This is a genomic window from Sanguibacter sp. Leaf3, assembly GCF_001425965.1.
Lineage (GTDB): Bacteria > Actinomycetota > Actinomycetes > Actinomycetales > Cellulomonadaceae > Sanguibacter > Sanguibacter inulinus.
On sequence record NZ_LMRH01000004.1, the window covers coordinates 347,582 to 366,221 of the forward strand.

12 protein-coding genes are annotated in these 18,640 nt (G+C 69.1%); 10 read left to right on the forward strand and 2 right to left on the reverse strand.

The genetic code is table 11. From position 1 onward, the window contains the following. The first annotated feature begins 91 nt into the window (after nt 1-91). On the forward strand, nt 92-2,254 hold the full coding sequence (locus ASG53_RS19005; RefSeq protein WP_082544235.1) for a beta-galactosidase: 2,163 nt from the start codon (nt 92-94) through the stop codon (nt 2,252-2,254). After that, entirely contained in the window at nt 2,251-4,551 is a 2,301-nt protein-coding gene (gene yicI, locus ASG53_RS19010) for an alpha-xylosidase (RefSeq protein WP_056136978.1), read from the forward strand. Before ASG53_RS19005 ends, yicI begins: the two co-directional genes overlap by 4 nt. 84 nt (nt 4,552-4,635) lie before the next feature. Here yicI and ASG53_RS19015 read toward each other — a convergent pair whose 3' ends face one another. Both ASG53_RS19015 and ASG53_RS19020 read right to left on the reverse strand, forming a co-directional pair. Beyond that, nucleotides 4,636-5,883, reverse strand: coding sequence for an AGE family epimerase/isomerase (locus ASG53_RS19015; protein WP_056136981.1), 1,248 nt, complete (start codon nt 5,881-5,883; stop codon nt 4,636-4,638). 9 nt (nt 5,884-5,892) lie between these two features. Next, nucleotides 5,893-7,221, reverse strand: a complete 1,329-nt coding sequence (locus ASG53_RS19020) for an ROK family transcriptional regulator (RefSeq protein ID WP_056136983.1) — start codon at nt 7,219-7,221, stop codon at nt 5,893-5,895. A gap of 334 nt (nt 7,222-7,555) precedes the next feature. Between ASG53_RS19020 and ASG53_RS19025 the strand changes: the two genes are divergently transcribed. From ASG53_RS19025 to ASG53_RS19060, 8 genes are all read left to right on the forward strand, one after another. Next, a complete protein-coding gene (locus ASG53_RS19025) occupies nt 7,556-10,096 on the forward strand; it encodes a glycoside hydrolase family 2 protein (protein WP_056136986.1) in 2,541 nt (846 codons plus the stop codon). Nucleotides 10,097-10,206: 110 nt separating this feature from the next. Continuing rightward, nucleotides 10,207-11,652, forward strand: coding sequence for a GH1 family beta-glucosidase (locus ASG53_RS19030; protein ID WP_056136989.1), 1,446 nt, complete (start codon nt 10,207-10,209; stop codon nt 11,650-11,652). A gap of 726 nt (nt 11,653-12,378) precedes the next feature. Further along, a complete protein-coding gene (gene nrdH / locus ASG53_RS19035) occupies nt 12,379-12,624 on the forward strand; it encodes a glutaredoxin-like protein NrdH (RefSeq protein WP_056136991.1) in 246 nt (81 codons plus the stop codon). A gap of 18 nt (nt 12,625-12,642) precedes the next feature. Then, on the forward strand, nt 12,643-13,059 hold the full coding sequence (nrdI, locus tag ASG53_RS19040; RefSeq protein ID WP_056136993.1) for a class Ib ribonucleoside-diphosphate reductase assembly flavoprotein NrdI: 417 nt from the start codon (nt 12,643-12,645) through the stop codon (nt 13,057-13,059). Continuing rightward, entirely contained in the window at nt 13,029-15,173 is a 2,145-nt protein-coding gene (gene nrdE / locus ASG53_RS19045) for a class 1b ribonucleoside-diphosphate reductase subunit alpha (RefSeq protein ID WP_056136996.1), read from the forward strand. Before nrdI ends, nrdE begins: the two co-directional genes overlap by 31 nt. Nucleotides 15,174-15,561: 388 nt before the next feature. Beyond that, entirely contained in the window at nt 15,562-16,539 is a 978-nt protein-coding gene (gene nrdF, locus ASG53_RS19050) for a class 1b ribonucleoside-diphosphate reductase subunit beta (RefSeq protein WP_056136999.1), read from the forward strand. A 381-nt stretch (nt 16,540-16,920) separates the two neighbouring features. Then, nucleotides 16,921-17,859 carry an AvrD family protein gene (locus ASG53_RS19055; RefSeq protein ID WP_056137001.1) on the forward strand — a complete coding sequence of 313 codons (939 nt, stop codon included), beginning with the start codon at nt 16,921-16,923 and terminating at the stop codon, nt 17,857-17,859. Nucleotides 17,860-17,879: 20 nt separating this feature from the next. Continuing rightward, on the forward strand, nt 17,880-18,623 hold the full coding sequence (locus ASG53_RS19060; protein WP_200945533.1) for an AAA family ATPase: 744 nt from the start codon (nt 17,880-17,882) through the stop codon (nt 18,621-18,623). The last annotated feature ends 17 nt before the right edge of the window (nt 18,624-18,640 follow it).

An 18,640-nucleotide genomic window follows, 5' to 3' on the forward strand; every position in this document is an offset into this window, starting at 1 on the left:
CGCTGCCCCTACAATCATTGAAGCGCTTCGACGACGAGCCGACGGTCTTCCGCAGGCTCGCCGGGGACGCCGGAGCACGGAGGAGACACGCATGACGGACCACAAGAGCAGGGCACCGGACGCGACGACGCGCCCGATGCGCCCGGCGCTGTCCACGCTCACCGACGAGCTCGGGCTGCTCTACGGCGGGGACTACAACCCTGAGCAGTGGGACCGCGAGACCTGGCTCGAGGATGCCCGCCTCATGCAGGCGGCGGGCGTGAACCTCGTGACCGTCGGGGTGTTCTCGTGGGCTCTGCTCGAGCCACGACCCGGCGAGCGCAGCTTCGGCTGGCTCGACGAGGTCCTCGACCTGCTGCACGCGCACGGCATCGCCGTCGACCTCGCGACCCCGACGGCGTCACCGCCACCGTGGATGGGCCACCTGTACCCCGAGACCCTCCCGGTCGACCGCGACGGGGTGCGCCTCACCTACGGCTCCCGGAACCAGTTCAGCCCGTCGTCGGAGGTGTACCGCGGCTTCGCCCGGGACATCACCCGCGACCTCGTCGACAGGTACGTCGAGCACCCGGCGGTCCGGATGTGGCACGTGGGCAACGAGCTCGGGCAGGTGTGCCACTCGGACGCCACGGCCCTCGCCTTCCGCACGTGGCTCGACGAGCGCTACGGCTCGCTCGACGGTCTCAACGAGGCGTGGGGCACCACGTTCTGGAGTCAGCGGTACAGCCGGTGGGACGAGGTCGTCCCGCCCCGTCGGGCGCCGTACCTCATCAACCCGACCCAAGAGCTCGACTTCCGGCGCTTCACCTCGGACGCGCTGCGCGCGGTGTACAGGGAGCAGTGCGACATCATCCGCGAGCTGGACCCCCGCCGACCCGTGACGACCAACTTCATGGGGTTCTTCCCGCTCGTCGACTACTGGTCCTGGGCGCAGGACCTCGATGTCGTCTCGGACGACGCGTACCCCGACCCCGGCGACCCCACCTCGCTCGCCTCGGCCGCCCTGACCCAGGACCTCATGCGGTCCCTGGGCGGTGGAGCCCCGTGGCTGCTCATGGAGCAGGCCGTGAGCGCGGTCAACTGGCGCGACCACAACGTCCCCAAGACGCCTGCCCGGATGCGGCTCGAGTCCCTCCAGGCCGTGGCGCACGGCGCAGACGGCATCTGCTTCTTCCAGTGGCGCGCCTCCCGTGCCGGGGCCGAGCGCTTCCACTCTGCGATGCTCCCGCACGCCGGAGCCGACACGGACGTGCACCGCGGCGTCGTCGGCCTCGGCGCGGACCTCGCGCGGCTGCGGCCCGTGGTCGGCGGGCGCTCGCGGGCGACCGTGGCGATCACCTTCGACTGGTCGAGCTGGTGGGCCGCCGAGGGCGAGGCCGGGCCGACCCGGCGGCTGCGCGTGGTCGACGAGGTCCGCCGGTGGCACAGGGCGCTGTGGGAGCGCGGTGTCGCGGTCGACCTGGTCCGCCCGGGCGACGCGCTGGGGGAGTACGACCTGGTGCTCGCCCCGAACCTCTACCTGCTCGACGAGCCTGACGCCGCGAACCTGCGGGCCTTCGTCGCGGGCGGCGGGACGCTCGTCCTGGGGCCCTTCAGCGACGTCGCCACACGTGACGCGCACGTGCGCCCGGGCCGGTTCCCGGTCCAGCTCGCGGACCTCGTCGGTGCGAGCGGCGAAGAGTGGCTGCCGCTCGACGACGACGGCCTCGACGTCGTCTCCGACCTGTGGGCCGGACCGGACGGCGTGCTGCCCGGGATCGCCCACGTCGACTCCTACGTCGAGAGGTTGCGGCTCGACGGCGCTGACGGCACCGACGGCACCGAAGGCACCCAAGCCGCCGACGGCGCTGACGGCAGCGGCACGACCGCAGAGGCGGCCGAGGCCGTCGTGGTCGCTAGCAGCAGCGCGCCGGCCGGTCTGTCCGGTGCCCCGGTCGTGGTCCGTCGTCGCTCGGGCGCCGGCCGCGCCTGGTACGTCGGTGCGCTGCTCCCCGACGCCGCGCTCGACGCGGTCCTGGCCGAGGTCCTGCGCGAGAGCGGCACCCTGTCCGCGCTCGGCACCCCTGCCGCTCGGCTCGGCGTCGAGGCCGTGCGCCGCGGCGACCTGCTCTTCCTGCTCAACCACACCGGTTCGCCGGTCTCCGTCCCGGTCGGGAGCACCCCGCTCACCGACCTCCTCACCAGCGCCGTGCACAGCGGCTCGGCCGTCGTCCCACCCGTGGACGTCCTAGTGCTCACCGAGAGGCCCTCATGAAGTTCACCGACGGCTACTGGCAGGTCCTGCCCGGAGTCTCCATCCTGCGCCCGGGCTCGGTCGACGACGTCGTCGCCGAAGACACCGCGGACGGCGCCCGGCTCACGGTCTTCGCCCCGACCGCCCGGATCCAGACCCGCGGCGACACTCTCAACCGGCCCCAGGTGACCGTCACCTTCGACACCCCGGCCGACGACGTCGTGGGCGTGAGGATCGAGCACTTCCAGGGGGCGCTCGACCGGGGGCCGTCCTTCGACGTCACCCGCGCCCCCGGGGACGCCAAGGCCATCGCGCCCGTGGTCGACGGGGACCCTGTCGCGAGCATCACCTCGGGGGCGCTCACGGCGCGGGTCTCGACCGACGGCGCCTGGGGGGTCGAGTTCGTGGCCGACGGTCGCGTCCTGACGTCGTCGACCCCGCGCAGCGTCGGCATCGTCTCGAGGGACGACGGTCGCAGCTTTGTCCACGAGCAGCTGACGCTCGGGGTCGGCGAGCACGTCTACGGCCTCGGCGAGCGGTTCGGGCCCTTCGTCAAGAACGGCCAGTCGGTCGACATCTGGAACGAGGACGGCGGCACGGCGAGCGACCAGGCTTACAAGAACGTGCCCTTCTACCTCTCCGACGCGGGCTACGGCGTCTTCGTCGCGCACCCGGACAGGGTCTCCTTCGAGGTGGGCACCGAGGTGGTCTCGCGCACCCAGTTCAGCGTCGAGGGCCAGCACCTGCAGTACTACGTGATCTACGGGCCGAGCCCCGCGGAGATCCTCGACAAGCTCACGGCCCTGACCGGCCGGCCGGCCCGCGTGCCCGCCTGGTCCTACGGGCTGTGGTTGTCGACCTCCTTCACGACCGACTACGACGAGCAGACGGTGACCGGCTTCATCGACGGGATGGCCGAGCGCGACATCCCGCTGTCGGTGTTCCACTTCGACTGCTTCTGGATGCGCCAGTTCCACTGGTGCGACTTCGTGTGGGACCCGGCGACCTTCCCCGACCCCGAGGGCATGCTCGCCCGGCTGCGGGCCAAGGGGCTGAAGATCTCCGCGTGGATCAACCCGTACATCGCCCAGCGGTCCCACCTCTTCGCCGAGGCACGCGAGCTCGGCTACCTCGTGACCACGCCGCAGGGCGACGTGTGGCAGTGGGACATGTGGCAGGCCGGCATGGCCCTGGTCGACTTCACCAACCCTGACGCCGCAGCCTGGTACCAGAGCAAGCTCAAGGTGCTGCTCGACCAGGGGGTCGACTGCTTCAAGACGGACTTCGGCGAGCGCATCCCGACAGACGTCGTGTGGCACGACGGCTCGGACCCGCAGGCCATGCACAACTACTACGCGCACCTGTACAACAAGTGCGTCTTCGACCTGCTCGTGGCCGAGCGCGGCGAGGGGGAGGCCGTGCTCTTCGCCCGGGCCGCGACGGCCGGCGGCCAGCAGTTCCCGGTGCACTGGGGCGGGGACTGCGAGTCGACCTTCGTCTCGATGGCCGAGTCGCTGCGCGGCGGGCTCTCGCTCGCGCTGTCCGGCTTCGGGTACTGGAGCCACGACATCGGCGGCTTCGAGGGGACACCCGACCCGGCAGTCTTCAAGCGCTGGGCGGCCTTCGGGCTGCTGTCCTCGCACTCGCGGCTGCACGGGTCGAGCTCGTACCGCGTGCCGTGGGCCTTCGACGACGAGGCGGTCGACGTCACCCGCCAGTTCACGCGGCTCAAGATGTCGCTCATGCCGTACCTCGGCCGGCTGGGCGAGCTCGCGCACACCCGTGGTCTGCCGGTCATGCGACCGATGATGCTCGAGCTCCCGGCCGACCGCACCGCCGCGACCGTCGACACCCAGTACATGCTCGGCGACAGCCTGCTGGTGGCCCCGGTGTTCTCGGCCGAGGGCACGGTCTCCTTCTACGTCCCCGAGGGGACGTGGACGCACCTGCTGAGCGGGGAGACCGTGGTCGGCCCGCGGTGGGTCGAGGAGCACCACGGCTTCGACTCCCTGCCCCTGCTCGTCCGGCCGGGGTCCGTGCTCCCTGTCGGGGCACGCTCCGACAGGCCCGACTACGACTGGGCGGACGGTGTCACGCTGCGCCTCTTCGAGCTGGCCGACGGTCACAGCAGCGAGGTGGTCGTCCCCTCGAGCGAGGACGGCGGCGTCGTCGCGGCGAGGTTCACGGTCGAGCGCACGGGCGGGTCCGTCGAGATCCGCAGGGTCGAGTCGCAGCGACGCAGCGCCTGGGCCGTCGAGGTGGGAGGTGCGCGCGTCGAGGCTGACGGAGAGGACGACGTGCTGGTCGTCCAGGTCTGACGAGCACGAGCACGAGCACCGAGCCTGGGGTCAGGGGGCCCTCAGGCTCGGTGCTCGGGGCCCCGCGTGCGGGGCCGAGCAGCCTCAGCTGCGCAGCAGCCCGTCGCGCAGCGCGACCGAGAGCGACGGTGCCAGCGGGAGCTGGGGGAACAGCGTCGCCTGGAAGGCGTGGTAGATGTCGGGCTTGCCGGGCCAGACCTTCGCGGTCGGCGTGTTCGTCGCGTCGAGCTCGTGGTGCCACGATCCGTGCTCGCCGTCGAGGAACACCGCGGCGACGTGGTCCCACCAGCGCTCGTAGTCGGCGGCGTAGCGGGCCTCGCCCGTCGCCTTGAACAGGGACGCCGCAGCGCCGACGGCCTCGGCCGCGACCCAGTGCATGCGGGTCTCGACGACGGGCTCTCCGTCCCAGCCCGTCGTGTACACGAAGCCGTGGGCTCCCGGGGTGCTCTCGCGCCAGCCGTCGGCGACGGCGCGGGCGTAGAGCTCCTGCGCTGCGGGGACGAGCCAGTCGGGTGCGTCCGCGCCCAGCCCGGCCGACAGGTTGAGGAACAGCCGCGCCCACTCGATACCGTGGCCGACCGTCGCACCGTAGGGCTTGAAGGGGTCGTCCGGTGTGGCCTCGTTGAGGTCGGGCTGGGGCACCCAGGCCTCGTCGAAGTGCTCGGGGATCCGCCACCCGTTGCCGGGCGCCCACTCGACGCCCACGTACCGGGCGATCCCCAGGGCGCGCTCGCGCCACCGGGCGTCTCCCGTCACGTCGGCCGCGGCGAGCAGCGCCTCGACGGCGTGCATGTTCCCGTTGACACCCCTGTAGGGGTCGAGGGTCGACCACGACTCGTCCCACTCGTCCACGTGCAGACCTGTCTCGGCGTCGAAGAACCGCGTGTCCAGCACGTCGAGAGCGTCGTCGAGGAGCTCCCGCGCGCCGTCGAGCCCGGCCACCACACCCGTGCTCGCGGCCAGCACCACGAAGGCGTGCGCGTACCCGCTCTTGGTCGTGTCGACGGTCCCGTCGGCTGCGACCGAGGCGAACCAGCCGCCGTGCACGTCGTCGTGCAGCCGACCGCGCAGCGCGTCGAGGGCGGCCTGGGCGAGCGGCCGGTCCCCGGGGACGCCGAGCAGCGCGCCCAGCCCGTAGACGTGCGCCATCCGGCAGGTGATCCAGGTGAAGACCCCGCGCTCGGCGTCGAGGGTCCCGTCGTCCGCCAGCCACCCGGCGCCGCCCTGCGGGCTGACGAACCCTGACCCGAAGGCGAGCAGGCTGCGGGCGTGCTCGTCGAGCCAGTCGAGGTGCGTGGGGGTGGTCAGCCAGCTGTTGGCAGGTGAGGTCATCGGTGACTCCTACGTCGACAGGGTGGAGATCTCGCTCAGCGGGGCGCTGGGGCGAGGGTGTGCAGGGGGTGCCAGCGTCGGCACGAGGTGGGACTGCAGCACGAGGGCCGCGCCGCCGACGGCCGGGGCGCTCGCGGCCGTCCGGGACAGCCGCACGTCGACGGGGTGGTCGCCCCGGGCGAAGAGTGCTGCGGACAAGAGGTCGCGGACGACGGGCAGGTAGACGTCGCCGGCCGCAGCGAGGCTGGCCCCCGAGAGGACGAGCATGCGGACGTCCAGCAGGTTCACGGTGTTGAGGGCGGCTGCGGCGACGTAGCGCGCCGAGCGGTCGAGGATCCGGCGCGCCTCGGGGTGACCGGCCGAGGCAGCAGCGGCGACGGCGGCGAAGGCCGTGACCACAGAGTCGTCCACGGTCGCGGGGTCGTCGGTGCGGCCGGCGTCCGCTGGCGCCCCGAGCTCTCCTGAGGGTGCTCCGTCTGCCTGTGCGATCCCGAGCTGGCGCGCGAGACCTGGGGAGGTACGCACCTCGGCCACGACGGCGGCCGGTCCCGCGAGGGCCTCGACGCAGCCCCGTGTGCCGCACCAGCACAGCGGCCCGTCGAGGTCGAGCGTGGTGTGGCCGATCTCCCCGGCGTTGCCGCTCGAGCCTCGGTACGCGACACCGTCGAGGACGAGCCCGGCACCGAGCCCTGTGCCCATGTACAGGACGGCGAAGCTGCCCTCGGAGTCCGTCCCGCCAGACCAGTACTCGCCGACAGCCGAGGCCGTGGCGTCGTTCTCGAGCAGCACCGGCAGCCCGGTGAGCCGTCCGAGCTCGAGGGTGATCGGGTAGTCCGTCCAGGGCCGCATGCTCGGTGGGGTGCGGTGCATGCCTCCCGAGGAGGTGAGCGGGCCGGGGGCCACCACGCCGACGCCCAAGAGGCGCTCGCGGTCGACCCCGGCCTCGTCGACGAGCCTGTCGACCTCGGCGGCGACAGCCTCGAGGACAGCGGCAGGGTGCTCGGTCCCGGGGCCAGGACGGGTCGAGATCGCGACCGGGGTGCCGGTCAGGTCGGTCACGGTGCAGGTGATCGACGCGTGGTCGAGGTGGACGCCGGCGGCGTAGCGGGCTGTCGGCTCGAGCTCGAGCAGCACCCGTGGCTTGCCGCCCGTCGACTCCGCGCGGCCGATCTCGACCACGAGACCGTCGTCGATCAGTCGTCGTACGACGGTCGAGACTGTCGCGCCGGTGAGCCCTGTGACGCTCGTGAGCCCCACCCTGGAGATGGTCCCGGCGGCACGGATCGCGTCGACCACGGCGGAGGTGCTCGCCGTCCCGCCACGCTGTGCCTGAACCATGTCCGACTGCTCCGTCTCGGGTGGGCTGAACGGTCTTGAGCCCACTTTATTCGCTCTCCGAAGATTGTGGAAGGAGCATGTGCGGGCGAGCTGCGAGACGGTTCGTCAGGAAGGTTGACGAAGTCTCGCGAGGTGCCCCAGGATGGACTGGAGCCCGGCCCGTCCTGCCAGCACCGCCCCCCGACCCCCGACGCACCGGTGCGCTGCAGACGTCGGTCTGCCGCCCGCTGCCCCCCGACCTCCCGCCGGCCTCTCGCCGACCTGCACCTCATCGAACCGAGCCGCCGACGTCTCGCGGCCCCACCGTCCTCTCGACCCAGGAGCCCACGCACAGATGACCAGCCAGACGCTGCACACAGGATGGACCCTGCGAGCCACGGGCGGCCCTGTGCCACCCGAGCTGACCTCCAGGCTCGTCGAGGACACCGTCCCTGCCCAGGTCCCCGGGACCTCCCACACCGCGCTGCTCGACGCCGGTCTGATCCCCGACCCGTACCTCGACCTCCACGAGACCGAGCTCGCGTGGATGCACCTGGTCGACTGGCGCTACGAGACGACCTTCACGGCGTCCCCTGCGGCAGACGGCGAGCAGATCGAGCTCGTCTTCGACGGCCTGGACACCGTCGCGACGGTCACCCTCAACGGCACCGAGGTCGGGCGCGCCGCGAACCAGCACCGCAGCTACAGGTTCGACGTCGCCGCTCTGGTGGTCGACGGCGAGAACCACCTGGTCGTCGACCTGCGCTCGGCGCTCACCCACGCCCGCGAGGTCGCCGACCAGATCGTGCTGCGTCCGCGCGCCTACGACCACCCCTTCAACATGGTCCGCAAGATGGCCTGCTCCTTCGGCTGGGACTGGGGCCCCGACCTCCAGACCGCAGGCATCTGGAAGAGCGTGCGCCTCGAGCGCTGGACTCTCGCGCACCTCGCCCAGGTCCGCCCGCTCGTGACCGTGGGCCCCGACGGGACCGGGCACGTCGACGTCCACGTCGACCTCGGACGGGGTGTCGACGACCGCCACCACGGCGACGTCATCCTCACGGCCACGCTCGCGGCCGCCCACGGGATCGGCGACCACGTCGCGACCGTGACGGTGGTCCCCGGCGAGCCCACCGCCGTCGTGCACCTCGAGGTCCCGGGCGCGCCTCTCTGGTGGCCCGTCGGCTACGGGGAGCACCCGCTCTTCGACCTCTCGCTCACCCTCGGGACGACCGACGGAGTGACCCTCGAGACCTACGAGCGGCGCATCGGCTTCCGCACCGTCGAGCTCGACACGACGCCCGACGACCAGGGCACACCCTTCACGATCTCGGTCAACGGCCAGCCGGTCTTCGTCAAGGGTGCGAACTGGATCCCGGACGACCACCTGCTCACGCGGATCACCCGGGAGCGCCTCGAGCGGCGGGTCGACCAGGCCCTCGACGCCAACATGAACCTGCTGCGCGTGTGGGGCGGCGGCATCTACGAGACCGAGGACTTCTACGACGTCTGCGACGAGCGGGGCGTCATGGTGTGGCAGGACTTCCTCCTCGCCTGCGCCGCCTACCCCGAAGAAGAGCCGATCTGGTCCGAGATGGAGGCCGAGGCCCGCGAGAACGTCGCCCGCCTCACCCCGCACGCCTCGCTCGTGCTGTGGAACGGTGGCAACGAGAACCTCTGGGGCTACCTCGACTGGGGGTGGCAGCAGGACCTCGAGGGCCGTACGTGGGGCTTCCGCTACTACACCGAGCTGTTCCCGGCGATCGTCGCCGAGCTCGACCCGACCCGGCCCTACTGCGACGGCTCGCCCTACAGCCCGGGCTTCACGGCCGAGGTCGCCGGCGGCGCACCGGCCGTGCACCCCAACGACGCCGACCACGGCACCCGGCACGAGTGGGAGGTGTGGAACCGCGTCGACTACACCACGTACCGCGACCAGGTCCCGCGCTTCAGCTCCGAGTTCGGCTTCCAGGGTCCGCCGGCGTGGACGACCCTGACCCGGTCGATCCCCGAGGCGGCGCTCACCAAGGAGTCGCCCGAGTTCTTGCTCCACCAGAAGGCCGCCGACGGCAACCTCAAGCTCGACCGCGGCCTCGAGCCGCACCTGCCCACACCGTCGGCCTTCGACGACTGGCACTGGACCACCCAGCTCAACCAGGCGCACGCCGTCCAGTACGGGATCGAGCACTACCGCTCGTACTGGCCGCGGACTGCCGGGTCGATCGTCTGGCAGCTCAACGACTGCTGGCCGGTGACCTCGTGGGCTGCGGTCGACGGCGACGAGCGCCCCAAGCCGCTGTTCTACGCCCTGCGCCACGCCTACGCGGACCGCCTGCTGACGGTCCAGCCGCGCGACGGCGTGCCCACGCTCGTGGTGGTCAACGACCACGCGGAGGCGTGGGACGGCCAGGTGACGCTGCGTCGCCTCGACGTGAGCGGCGCCGAGCAGGGTGCGGCCGAGCAGGTCTCGGTCTCCGTGCCCGCGCGCTCCGTGCACGAGGTGCCGCTCTCTGCTGCGCTGACGACCCCCGGGGATGCGACGCGTGAGGTGCTCGTCGCCGAGCTCGACGACGTCCGCGAGATCCACCTCTTCGCCGAGCCCAAGGACCTCGTGCTCGACCCGTCTGCGGTCGACGTGTCCTTCCGTGCGGTCGAGGGCGGTCTCGTGGTCGACGTCTCGGCGGCGACCCTTGCCCTGGACGTCTCGGTCCTCGCCGACCGCATCGTGCCCGACGGGGTGGTCGACGACATGCTCGTCTCGCTGCTCCCGGGGGAGGCGCACACCTTCCTCGTGTCGAGCGGGGCGGGAGTCTCGGAAGATCGGGTCGCCGAGCTGGCCGCCGCGGACGTGGTCGCGTCCGTCGTGAGGTCCGTCAACAGCTGCGCGCGGTCCTGACCGCCGGGCCGGACGCCCCGACGACGGGCGTCCGGCCCGACCTGGCCCCACCCGTATAAGGTCGGAGCGAAGCGCTTCGACGACGAGCGCCGCACACATCGAGGAGAGTCATGACCGCAGCAGGCACCGCCGCCCGCCAGTTCCCCGCAGACTTCGTCTGGGGCTCGGCGACGGCCTCGTACCAGATCGAGGGAGCAGCGACCGAGGGAGGCCGCGGCCCGTCCATCTGGGACACGTTCTCGCACACCCCCGGCAAGACGCTCAACGGCGACACCGGAGACCAGGCGGACGACCACTACCACCGCTGGGCCGAGGACGTGCAGCACATCAAGGACCTCGGCCTCGACGCCTACAGGTTCTCGATCTCGTGGTCACGCGTGCAGCCCGGCGGGACCGGTGAGTTCAACCCGGAGGGCATCGCCTTCTACTCCTCGCTCGTCGACGGCCTCATCGGGGCCGGCATCAAGCCTGTCGTGACGCTCTACCACTGGGACCTCCCGCAGGAGCTCGAGGACGAGGGGGGCTGGGCGAACCGTGCGACCGCCGAGGCCTTCGCGGTCTACGCCCGCCGCATGGCCGAAGAGCTCGGGGACCGGATCGACGTGTGGACGACCCTCAACGAGCCCTGGTGCTCGGCGTACCTCGGGTACGGCTCGGGCGTCCACGCCCCGGGACGCACCGAGCCTGCCGCGGCGCTCGCCGCGGTCCACCACCTCAACCTCGCCCACGGTCTCGCGGCCCTGGCGATCCGTGAGGTCCTCGGCGACGCCGCCAAGGTCTCGATCACGCTCAACCTGCACGTGATCCGCCCGGACGACCCCTCCTCGGCGGCCGACCTCGACGCCGTGCGGAAGATCGACGCCCTCGCCAACCGGGCCTTCCTCGGCCCGGTCCTCGACGGGGCGTACCCCGACGACCTGCTCGCCGACACCGCGCACGTGACCGACTGGGGCTTCGTGCTCCCCGGCGACGGCAAGATCACCCGCCAGCGCATCGACGTGCTCGGCGTCAACTACTACTCGACGGTCCGCGTCCGCCACTTCGAGGGGGACGGCGAGGCCGCGCAGAACGACGGGCACGGTGCGTCCGCGGCGTCTCCGTGGATCGGTGTGACCGACGTCGAGTTCATCCAGCAGCCGGGGCCGTACACGGCGATGGGCTGGAACATCGAGCCCGCGGGCATGACCGAGCTGCTGCTCACCGTCCGCGACGCCTACCCCGACCAGCCGATGATGATCACCGAGAACGGCGCCGCGTTCTACGACGAGGTCTCCGAGGACGGCCGGGTGCACGACCCGCTGCGCGTGTCCTACCTGCACGACCACGTCGACGCCGTCGGCGCGGCGATCGACGCCGGGGCCGACGTCCGCGGGTACTTCGCGTGGTCCCTCCTCGACAACTTCGAGTGGGGCTACGGCTACGACCGCCGCTTCGGGATCATCCGCGTCGACTACGACACCTTCGAGCGCACCTGGAAGGACTCCGCGTACTGGTACCGGACCCTTGCGACGACAGGCGCGCTGCCCGCTGTGGACGACATCCGGTACGAGGTCTGACCCGAGCGCGGGTGCCCTGGAGTGTGAGGGTGCCCGCGAGGTCGCACCTTCGCGCATGAGGTCGCACCTCTGACCGCGAGGTCGTACGGACACGCCAGCTCCTGCTCCGGCAGGCGGCTGTACGGCGTGTCTGTGCGACCTCGTCGTCCGTGGTGCGACCTCGCGGGCGACACGCCGGTCGGGCGACACGCCGAGCGAGCCGGACACGCCGAGCCCGCGTTGCACGAGGACGCTTTTCACCCGCCCCGACGACCCTCCGTGACAGCCGTCTCATCGTCGCTGTCCACCGCCCGTGGACGTCCGTCGTCCACAGGCGGTGGACAGCCTCCACCGCGCTCGCCGACGGCTCCGGTGGACGGCCTCGGCGCGGGATGTCAGGGGTCCCGGGGATACTCGACAGGGTCGGTCGCACACCTCTCTGCGCAGTCGCACCACGGGGGTGCCGGGGCCGTGACGGTTGTCCACACCGTCATCCACACCTGTGTGTCTCTTCCGACACGCAGCACCAGGTCTAGGGGTGGCTATCCGGTCGAGGCACTAGGTATAGTGGTTCCACGCCCAGCGCGCAGGACAGCACCACACTCCACGCGAGGGCTCAGACACCACAGCACGGCACGCCACACAGCTCTGGGGAACCCGCCGATCAGGCGTCACCACTGCAGCGTCGGCAGCGCACCACCCAGCACTCACGGGCTTCCCCAGCCCCTCACCTCGAGGAGACTCCGCATGAGCATCACGGTCTACAGCAAGCCGGCGTGCGTCCAGTGCGACGCGACCTACCGAGCCCTCGACAAGAAGGGCATCGAGTACTCGATCGTCGACATCAGCGCAGACCCGGAAGCCCTCGAGATGGTCCGTGGCCTCGGCTACCTCCAGGCCCCCGTCGTGATCGCCGGCGACGAGCACTGGTCCGGGTTCCGCCCCGACCAGATCAACGCGCTCGCGGCCAAGGTCTCCGCGTCCGTCGCCTGACCCTTCAGGTCCCCTGACGTGGCCCGCCTCGTCTACTTCTCCAGCGCGTCGGAGAACACCCACAGGTTCGTCGAGAAGCTCGGTCTCGAGGCGCAGCGCATCCCGCTGCTGCCGAAGGACGAGTTCTTGCACGTCGACGAGCCCTACGTCCTGGTCGTCCCGACCTACGGCGGAGGCAACGACGGCGGGGCTGTGCCCCGCCAGGTCGTGAAGTTCCTCAACGACCAGCAGAACCGGTCGCTCATCCGCGGCGTCATCGCCGCCGGAAACACCAACTTCGGCGAGGCCTACTGCCTCGCCGGCGCCATCGTCTCCCAGAAGTGCTCTGTGCCGTACCTGTACGGCTTCGAGCTCCTCGGGACGACCGAGGACGTTCTCCGCGTCCGCGAAGGATTGGAACAGTTTTGGCAACGACAGTCACGGAAATCGGCCTAGAGACCGAGCTCGACTACCACTCGCTCAACGCGATGCTCAACCTCTACGGACCGGACGGCGAGATCCAGTTCGACAAGGACCGTCAGGCTGCGCGGCAGTACTTCCTGCAGCACGTGAACCAGAACACGGTCTTCTTCCACAGCCTCGAGGAGAAGCTCGAGTACCTCGTCGAGAACAAGTACTACGAGCCCGAGATCCTCGCGAAGTACACCCCCGCTTTCACGAAGTCGCTGTTCGACCTCGCGTACTCGAAGAAGTTCCGCTTCGAGACCTTCCTCGGCGCCTTCAAGTACTACACCTCGTACACCCTCAAGACCTTCGACGGGAAGCGCTACCTCGAGCGCTTCGAAGACCGCGTCTGCATGGTCGCGCTGACCCTCGCCGACGGCGACGAGGCGACTGCCGTCAACATCGTCGAAGAGATCATCGCCGGGCGCTTCCAGCCCGCGACCCCCACGTTCCTCAACTCGGGCAAGGCGCAGCGCGGCGAGGCCGTCTCCTGCTTCCTGCTGCGCATCGAGGACAACATGGAGTCGATCGCCCGCGGCATCAACTCTGCCCTCCAGCTGTCCAAGCGCGGAGGCGGCGTGGCCCTGCTCCTCAGCAACATCCGCGAGCACGGCGCGCCCATCAAGCACATCGAGAACCAGTCCTCGGGTGTCATCCCCGTGATGAAGCTGCTCGAAGACTCCTTCTCCTACGCCAACCAGCTCGGGGCGCGTCAGGGTGCCGGTGCTGTGTACCTGCACGCCCACCACCCCGACATCATGCGGTTCCTCGACACCAAGCGTGAGAACGCCGACGAGAAGATCCGCATCAAGACGCTCTCGCTCGGTGTGGTCATCCCCGACATCACCTTCGAGCTCGCCCGCAAGAACGAGGACATGTACCTCTTCTCGCCGTACGACGTCGAGCGCGTCTACGGCAAGCCCTTCGCCGACGTCGCGATCTCCGAGACCTACCACGAGATGGTCGACGACGCCCGGATCCGCAAGACGAAGATCAAGGCCCGCGAGTTCTTCCAGACCCTCGCCGAGCTGCAGTTCGAGTCCGGCTACCCGTACGTCATGTTCGAAGACACCGTGAACGCTGCGAACCCCATCAAGGGCCGCATCACGCACTCGAACCTCTGCTCCGAGATCCTCCAGGTCTCGACGCCGTCGACGTACAACACCGACCTGTCCTACGACCACATCGGTCGCGACATCTCGTGCAACCTCGGCTCGCTCAACATCGCCAAGGCCATGGACTCGCCCGACTTCGCGAAGACCATCGACACCGCGATCCGTGCTCTCACGGCCGTCTCCGACCAGACGAGCATCGACTCCGTCCCGTCGATCCGCCGCGCCAACGAGTCCGGCCACGCGATCGGCCTCGGCCAGATGAACCTCCACGGCTACCTCGCTCGTGAGCGGGTCTTCTACGGCTCCGAAGAGGGCATCGACTTCACGAACATCTACTTCTACACGGTCGCCTTCCACGCGATCGCGGCGTCCAACCGCCTCGCGATCGAGCGCAAGCGCTACTTCGGCGGTTTCGAAGACTCCAAGTACGCGACCGGCGAGTACTTCGACAAGTACACCGACCAGGTGTGGGAGCCCGCGACACCTCGCGTCGCCGAGCTCTTCGCCGAGGCAGGCGTGCACATCCCGACCCAGCAGGACTGGGCCGAGCTCAAGGCCTCCGTCATGGAGCACGGCATCTACAACCAGAACCTCCAGGCCGTGCCGCCGACAGGCTCGATCAGCTACATCAACAACTCGACCTCCTCGATCCACCCCGTGGCCTCGAAGATCGAGATCCGCAAGGAAGGCAAGATCGGGCGCGTCTACTACCCGGCGCCATACCTCACGAACGACAACCTGGAGTACTACCAGGACGCGTACGAGATCGGCTACGAGAAGATCATCGACACCTATGCCGCGGCGACGCAGCACGTCGACCAGGGACTCTCGCTCACGCTGTTCTTCAAGGACACCGCGACGACGCGCGACGTGAACCGGGCGCAGATCTACGCGTGGCGCAAGGGGATCAAGACGCTGTACTACATCCGGTTGCGGCAGCTGGCTCTTGAGGGCACCGAGGTCGAGGGGTGCGTCTCCTGCATGCTGTGACGTCGTAGTCGGGTCCGCGCCTTCCGCGGCGCGTGTCTGCGATCGCCGGGCCGCAGGGCGGCCTGCCAGGCCCACCACGATCGCAGACACGCGCCGCTCCAGGCGCTACCTCGTGACGTCGCGCGGTGCGGCTGGGTGGGCTTGGCGGGGTGATGTCTGGGGCCCTGAGGGGTCGTGGGACCTCTTGTCTGGTGCTTGGGCGTCGGTGCTCTTCGGGGCGTCAGATGCCGGACAGCCGCCCGACCTGCACTGTTCTGGACGCTCGGTCTGGGTGGTGCGGTGGGGCTTAGGGTGTTGCTGGAAGCTGGTGGGTTCGTGCCTGCTGGTGTGTGGTTCTTGGTGTTTGGTCAGTCCCCACCGGTGTCGGTGGGAGAGGGAGTTCAGAGCGATGTCCACCGGAAAGCTCAAGCTGGTCAGCCGGGTCCAGGCGATCAACTGGAACCGTGTCGAAGACGAGAAGGACGCCGAGGTCTGGGACAGGCTCACCGGAAACTTCTGGCTGCCTGAGAAGGTGCCGGTGTCCAACGACATCCAGTCGTGGGCGACCCTCACTCCTGTCGAGAAGGAGCTGACGACCCGGGTGTTCACGGGTCTGACACTGCTCGACACCATCCAGGGGACCGTCGGTGCCGTCAGCCTTATCCCTGACGCCATCACGCCGCACGAGGAAGCCGTCTACACGAACATCGCGTTCATGGAGTCGGTCCACGCCAAGAGCTATTCCTCGATCTTCTCCACGCTGATCTCCACGCAGGAGATCGACGACGCCTTCCGCTGGTCGGAGGAGAACCCCAACCTGCAGCGCAAGGCCGAGATCGTCCTCGAGTACTACCACGGTGACTCGCCGCTCAAGCGGAAGGTCGCCTCGACGCTGCTCGAGTCCTTCCTCTTCTACTCCGGCTTCTACCTGCCGATGTACTGGTCCAGCCGCGCGAAGCTCACCAACACGGCCGACCTCATCCGCCTCATCATCCGCGACGAGGCCGTCCACGGGTACTACATCGGCTACAAGTACCAGAAGGGCCTCGAGAAGCTCAGCCCCGCCGAGCGCGACGAGATGAAGGCCTACACCTTCGAGCTGCTCTTCGAGCTCTACGAGAACGAGGTCCAGTACACCGCGGACCTCTACGACGGTGTCGGTCTCACCGAGGACGTCAAGAAGTTCCTCCGGTACAACGCCAACAAGGCGCTGATGAACCTCGGCTACGAAGGCCTCTTCCCCAAGGACGAGACTGACGTCAACCCCGCGATCCTCTCCGCCCTGAGCCCCAACGCCGACGAGAACCACGACTTCTTCTCCGGCTCCGGCTCGTCGTACGTCATCGGCAAGGCCGTCAACACCGAAGACGAGGACTGGGACTTCTAGAGCCACCCAGCTTCGCCCGACCTCCGAGAGGCCCGGACCTGCAGACATCTGCAGGTCCGGGCCTCTTCGCATACCAGCAGGTCCAGGCTGTCCGGAGCCGGAGCCGGAGCCGGAGCCGGAGCCGGAGCCGGAGCCGGAGCCGGAGCCGGAGCCGGAGCCGGAGCCGGAGCCGGAGCCGGAGCCGGAGCCGACGGGTCCGGCTGGGTCACCGGACCGATATCGAGATCCTCACCCATGTCGGGTCCTGGTGTCGTATCTCGGACACGACGAGCGACTACAGGCGCTCCGAGTGATATTCGGTGTTTGACAGTACTGTCCCCTTGGTCTATTTTAACACTAAACGCTCATTCGGCTCTGTTTGGGCGGACAGGGGGATCGCTCATGGCCAGCCACTACTCGACGATCGACCACGCGTTGGGGGCCCCCGGGGAACGCTATTTTGGGGACGGGCACCGTCGCTCGACCTACTCCTTCACGACGAAAACCCTGGTCAGGGGTCTTGTCACCGGCATCAGCACGGTGACGCAGGACGGGTCCTGGTCCTCGAAAGAGGCGGGGGTCGTCTCGCGGCATCTCAGCACGATCGATGCTGTCTCCTTGGCTGGTCTAGCGCTCGAGGTCGTGCTCCAGCAAGAGCCGGTCGAGCTCGAGAGTCTGATGGTCACCTCGGCGTCGGTCAGGGCGGGATCCGCCTCCACGGACGACTTGGTCGCTGTCCCGGTAGAGGCTCGCGTCGACTGGCTGCCAGAAGATCGCGCTTTTGCTTGCTCCGTGGTGGTCGGGACGATGAAGGTCTCCCTGACCGTCGTGCCGGTCGCGGCAGAGACTCCTCTCCGGGCGGAGGGGCCGAGTCCGGCTTTTTTCGCGGGGCATCTGCGGAGTCGGGTCCAGCACATCACTGACATCGACATCGACCTCGAAGCGGGAGTGATGCGCGCCCGGCTCGGGGCGCTTGCGGCGTCGAGCGGAGTCGCGGACGGATTCCGTGGGCTCCAGAGCGCTCATTCCAAGGTCTTCTCGGTCTGTGAGGCGATCGTATGCCTCGCCCAGCTCGCCCAGGCGATCGCGTATGAGTACGACCACATGTCTCGTGACCAGAGCGCAGTCTTCTGGCTCCGGAGGTTCGACATCAACCTCGTCCGTCCCTGGATCAAGGTCGGCCAGCTGGTCGACGTCCGCGTCGAGATCCTGAAGGCCGATGAGGTAGTCGTCCGTGGAGCCGTGTGGCGAACTCTCCGACTGGCGGCCGCCGGGCAGGGGATCGATGCCATCGCGGACGTCGCGCATATCCTGCCAGACGCGGCGAGTGAAGCACTGTGAAGGACGGTCGACGCGTTGTCGTGTCTGGCACTTACTCAACCGGTAAGACCACGACAGCCACTGCGCTTTCGAAGGCCACTGGGATGCCACTAGTAAGCGCGCAGTCCGCACGAGAGATCCTCACGTCACTGTACCCAGGACGGAAGTTCCACCACATGAGTGCCGAGGAGCTTTTGGCGCTCGGGCTTCGTCGGCTTGGAGAGCGACTGAGGGCCGAGGCGGAGCTCCACGAGACCGGCTTCATCTCGGACGGGTCTGTGCTGAACGAGTGGGCATACGCGGCAGTGAGAGCCCGTATCGGACTGAACCCAGGTGCGGGTATCCCTCAGCAGCTGGTCAAGGCTGCTGTGACGGTCCCGTCGTTGCCATTTTTGAAACGATATGTCCGGGCGTACGGCGTCATGGCCCGATTCCACGCCCGCGACACGTACACCGACGTGATCCATCTCCCGATCGAGTTCAGCATGAACCCGGATGGTCACCGGCCTGTCTCTGAGCGTTACCGCACGCTGTCCGACACGGAGCTGCTCCGTGAGTTCACTGCTCTCGATCTCGGCGTCCACGTGGTCCGCGGCACGATCGAGGACCGGGTCCAGGCGGCGATCCACGCGCTGGGGCTTCCGCAGGTGTCCAGCGTTCGGGCTGCGGTCTCCGAGGCGCGAGAAGACATTGCTCAGAGCAGGGAAGCAGTAGCTCAGAGAATCCTCGCCCAAGAATCCCCACTGACGTTGCGCGAACGAGCAGCAATTACTTTTCGTCTTTGAACGGCTGGTGGAAGGAA

What these genes read in the sequence shown, in the direction of transcription:
- nrdF (WP_056136999.1), top strand. Translation starts at nt 15,562, where the DNA reads ATGTCCACCGGAAAGCTCAAGCTGGTCAGCCGGGTCCAGGCGATCAAC.
- ASG53_RS19015 (WP_056136981.1), bottom strand. Translation starts at nt 5,883, where the DNA reads ATGACCTCACCTGCCAACAGCTGGCTGACCACCCCCACGCACCTCGAC.
- yicI (WP_056136978.1), top strand. Translation starts at nt 2,251, where the DNA reads ATGAAGTTCACCGACGGCTACTGGCAGGTCCTGCCCGGAGTCTCCATC.
- ASG53_RS19020 (WP_056136983.1), bottom strand. Translation starts at nt 7,221, where the DNA reads ATGGTTCAGGCACAGCGTGGCGGGACGGCGAGCACCTCCGCCGTGGTC.
- ASG53_RS19005 (WP_082544235.1), top strand. Translation starts at nt 92, where the DNA reads ATGACGGACCACAAGAGCAGGGCACCGGACGCGACGACGCGCCCGATG.
- ASG53_RS19055 (WP_056137001.1), top strand. Translation starts at nt 16,921, where the DNA reads ATGGCCAGCCACTACTCGACGATCGACCACGCGTTGGGGGCCCCCGGG.
- nrdH (WP_056136991.1), top strand. Translation starts at nt 12,379, where the DNA reads ATGAGCATCACGGTCTACAGCAAGCCGGCGTGCGTCCAGTGCGACGCG.
- ASG53_RS19025 (WP_056136986.1), top strand. Translation starts at nt 7,556, where the DNA reads ATGACCAGCCAGACGCTGCACACAGGATGGACCCTGCGAGCCACGGGC.
- ASG53_RS19030 (WP_056136989.1), top strand. Translation starts at nt 10,207, where the DNA reads ATGACCGCAGCAGGCACCGCCGCCCGCCAGTTCCCCGCAGACTTCGTC.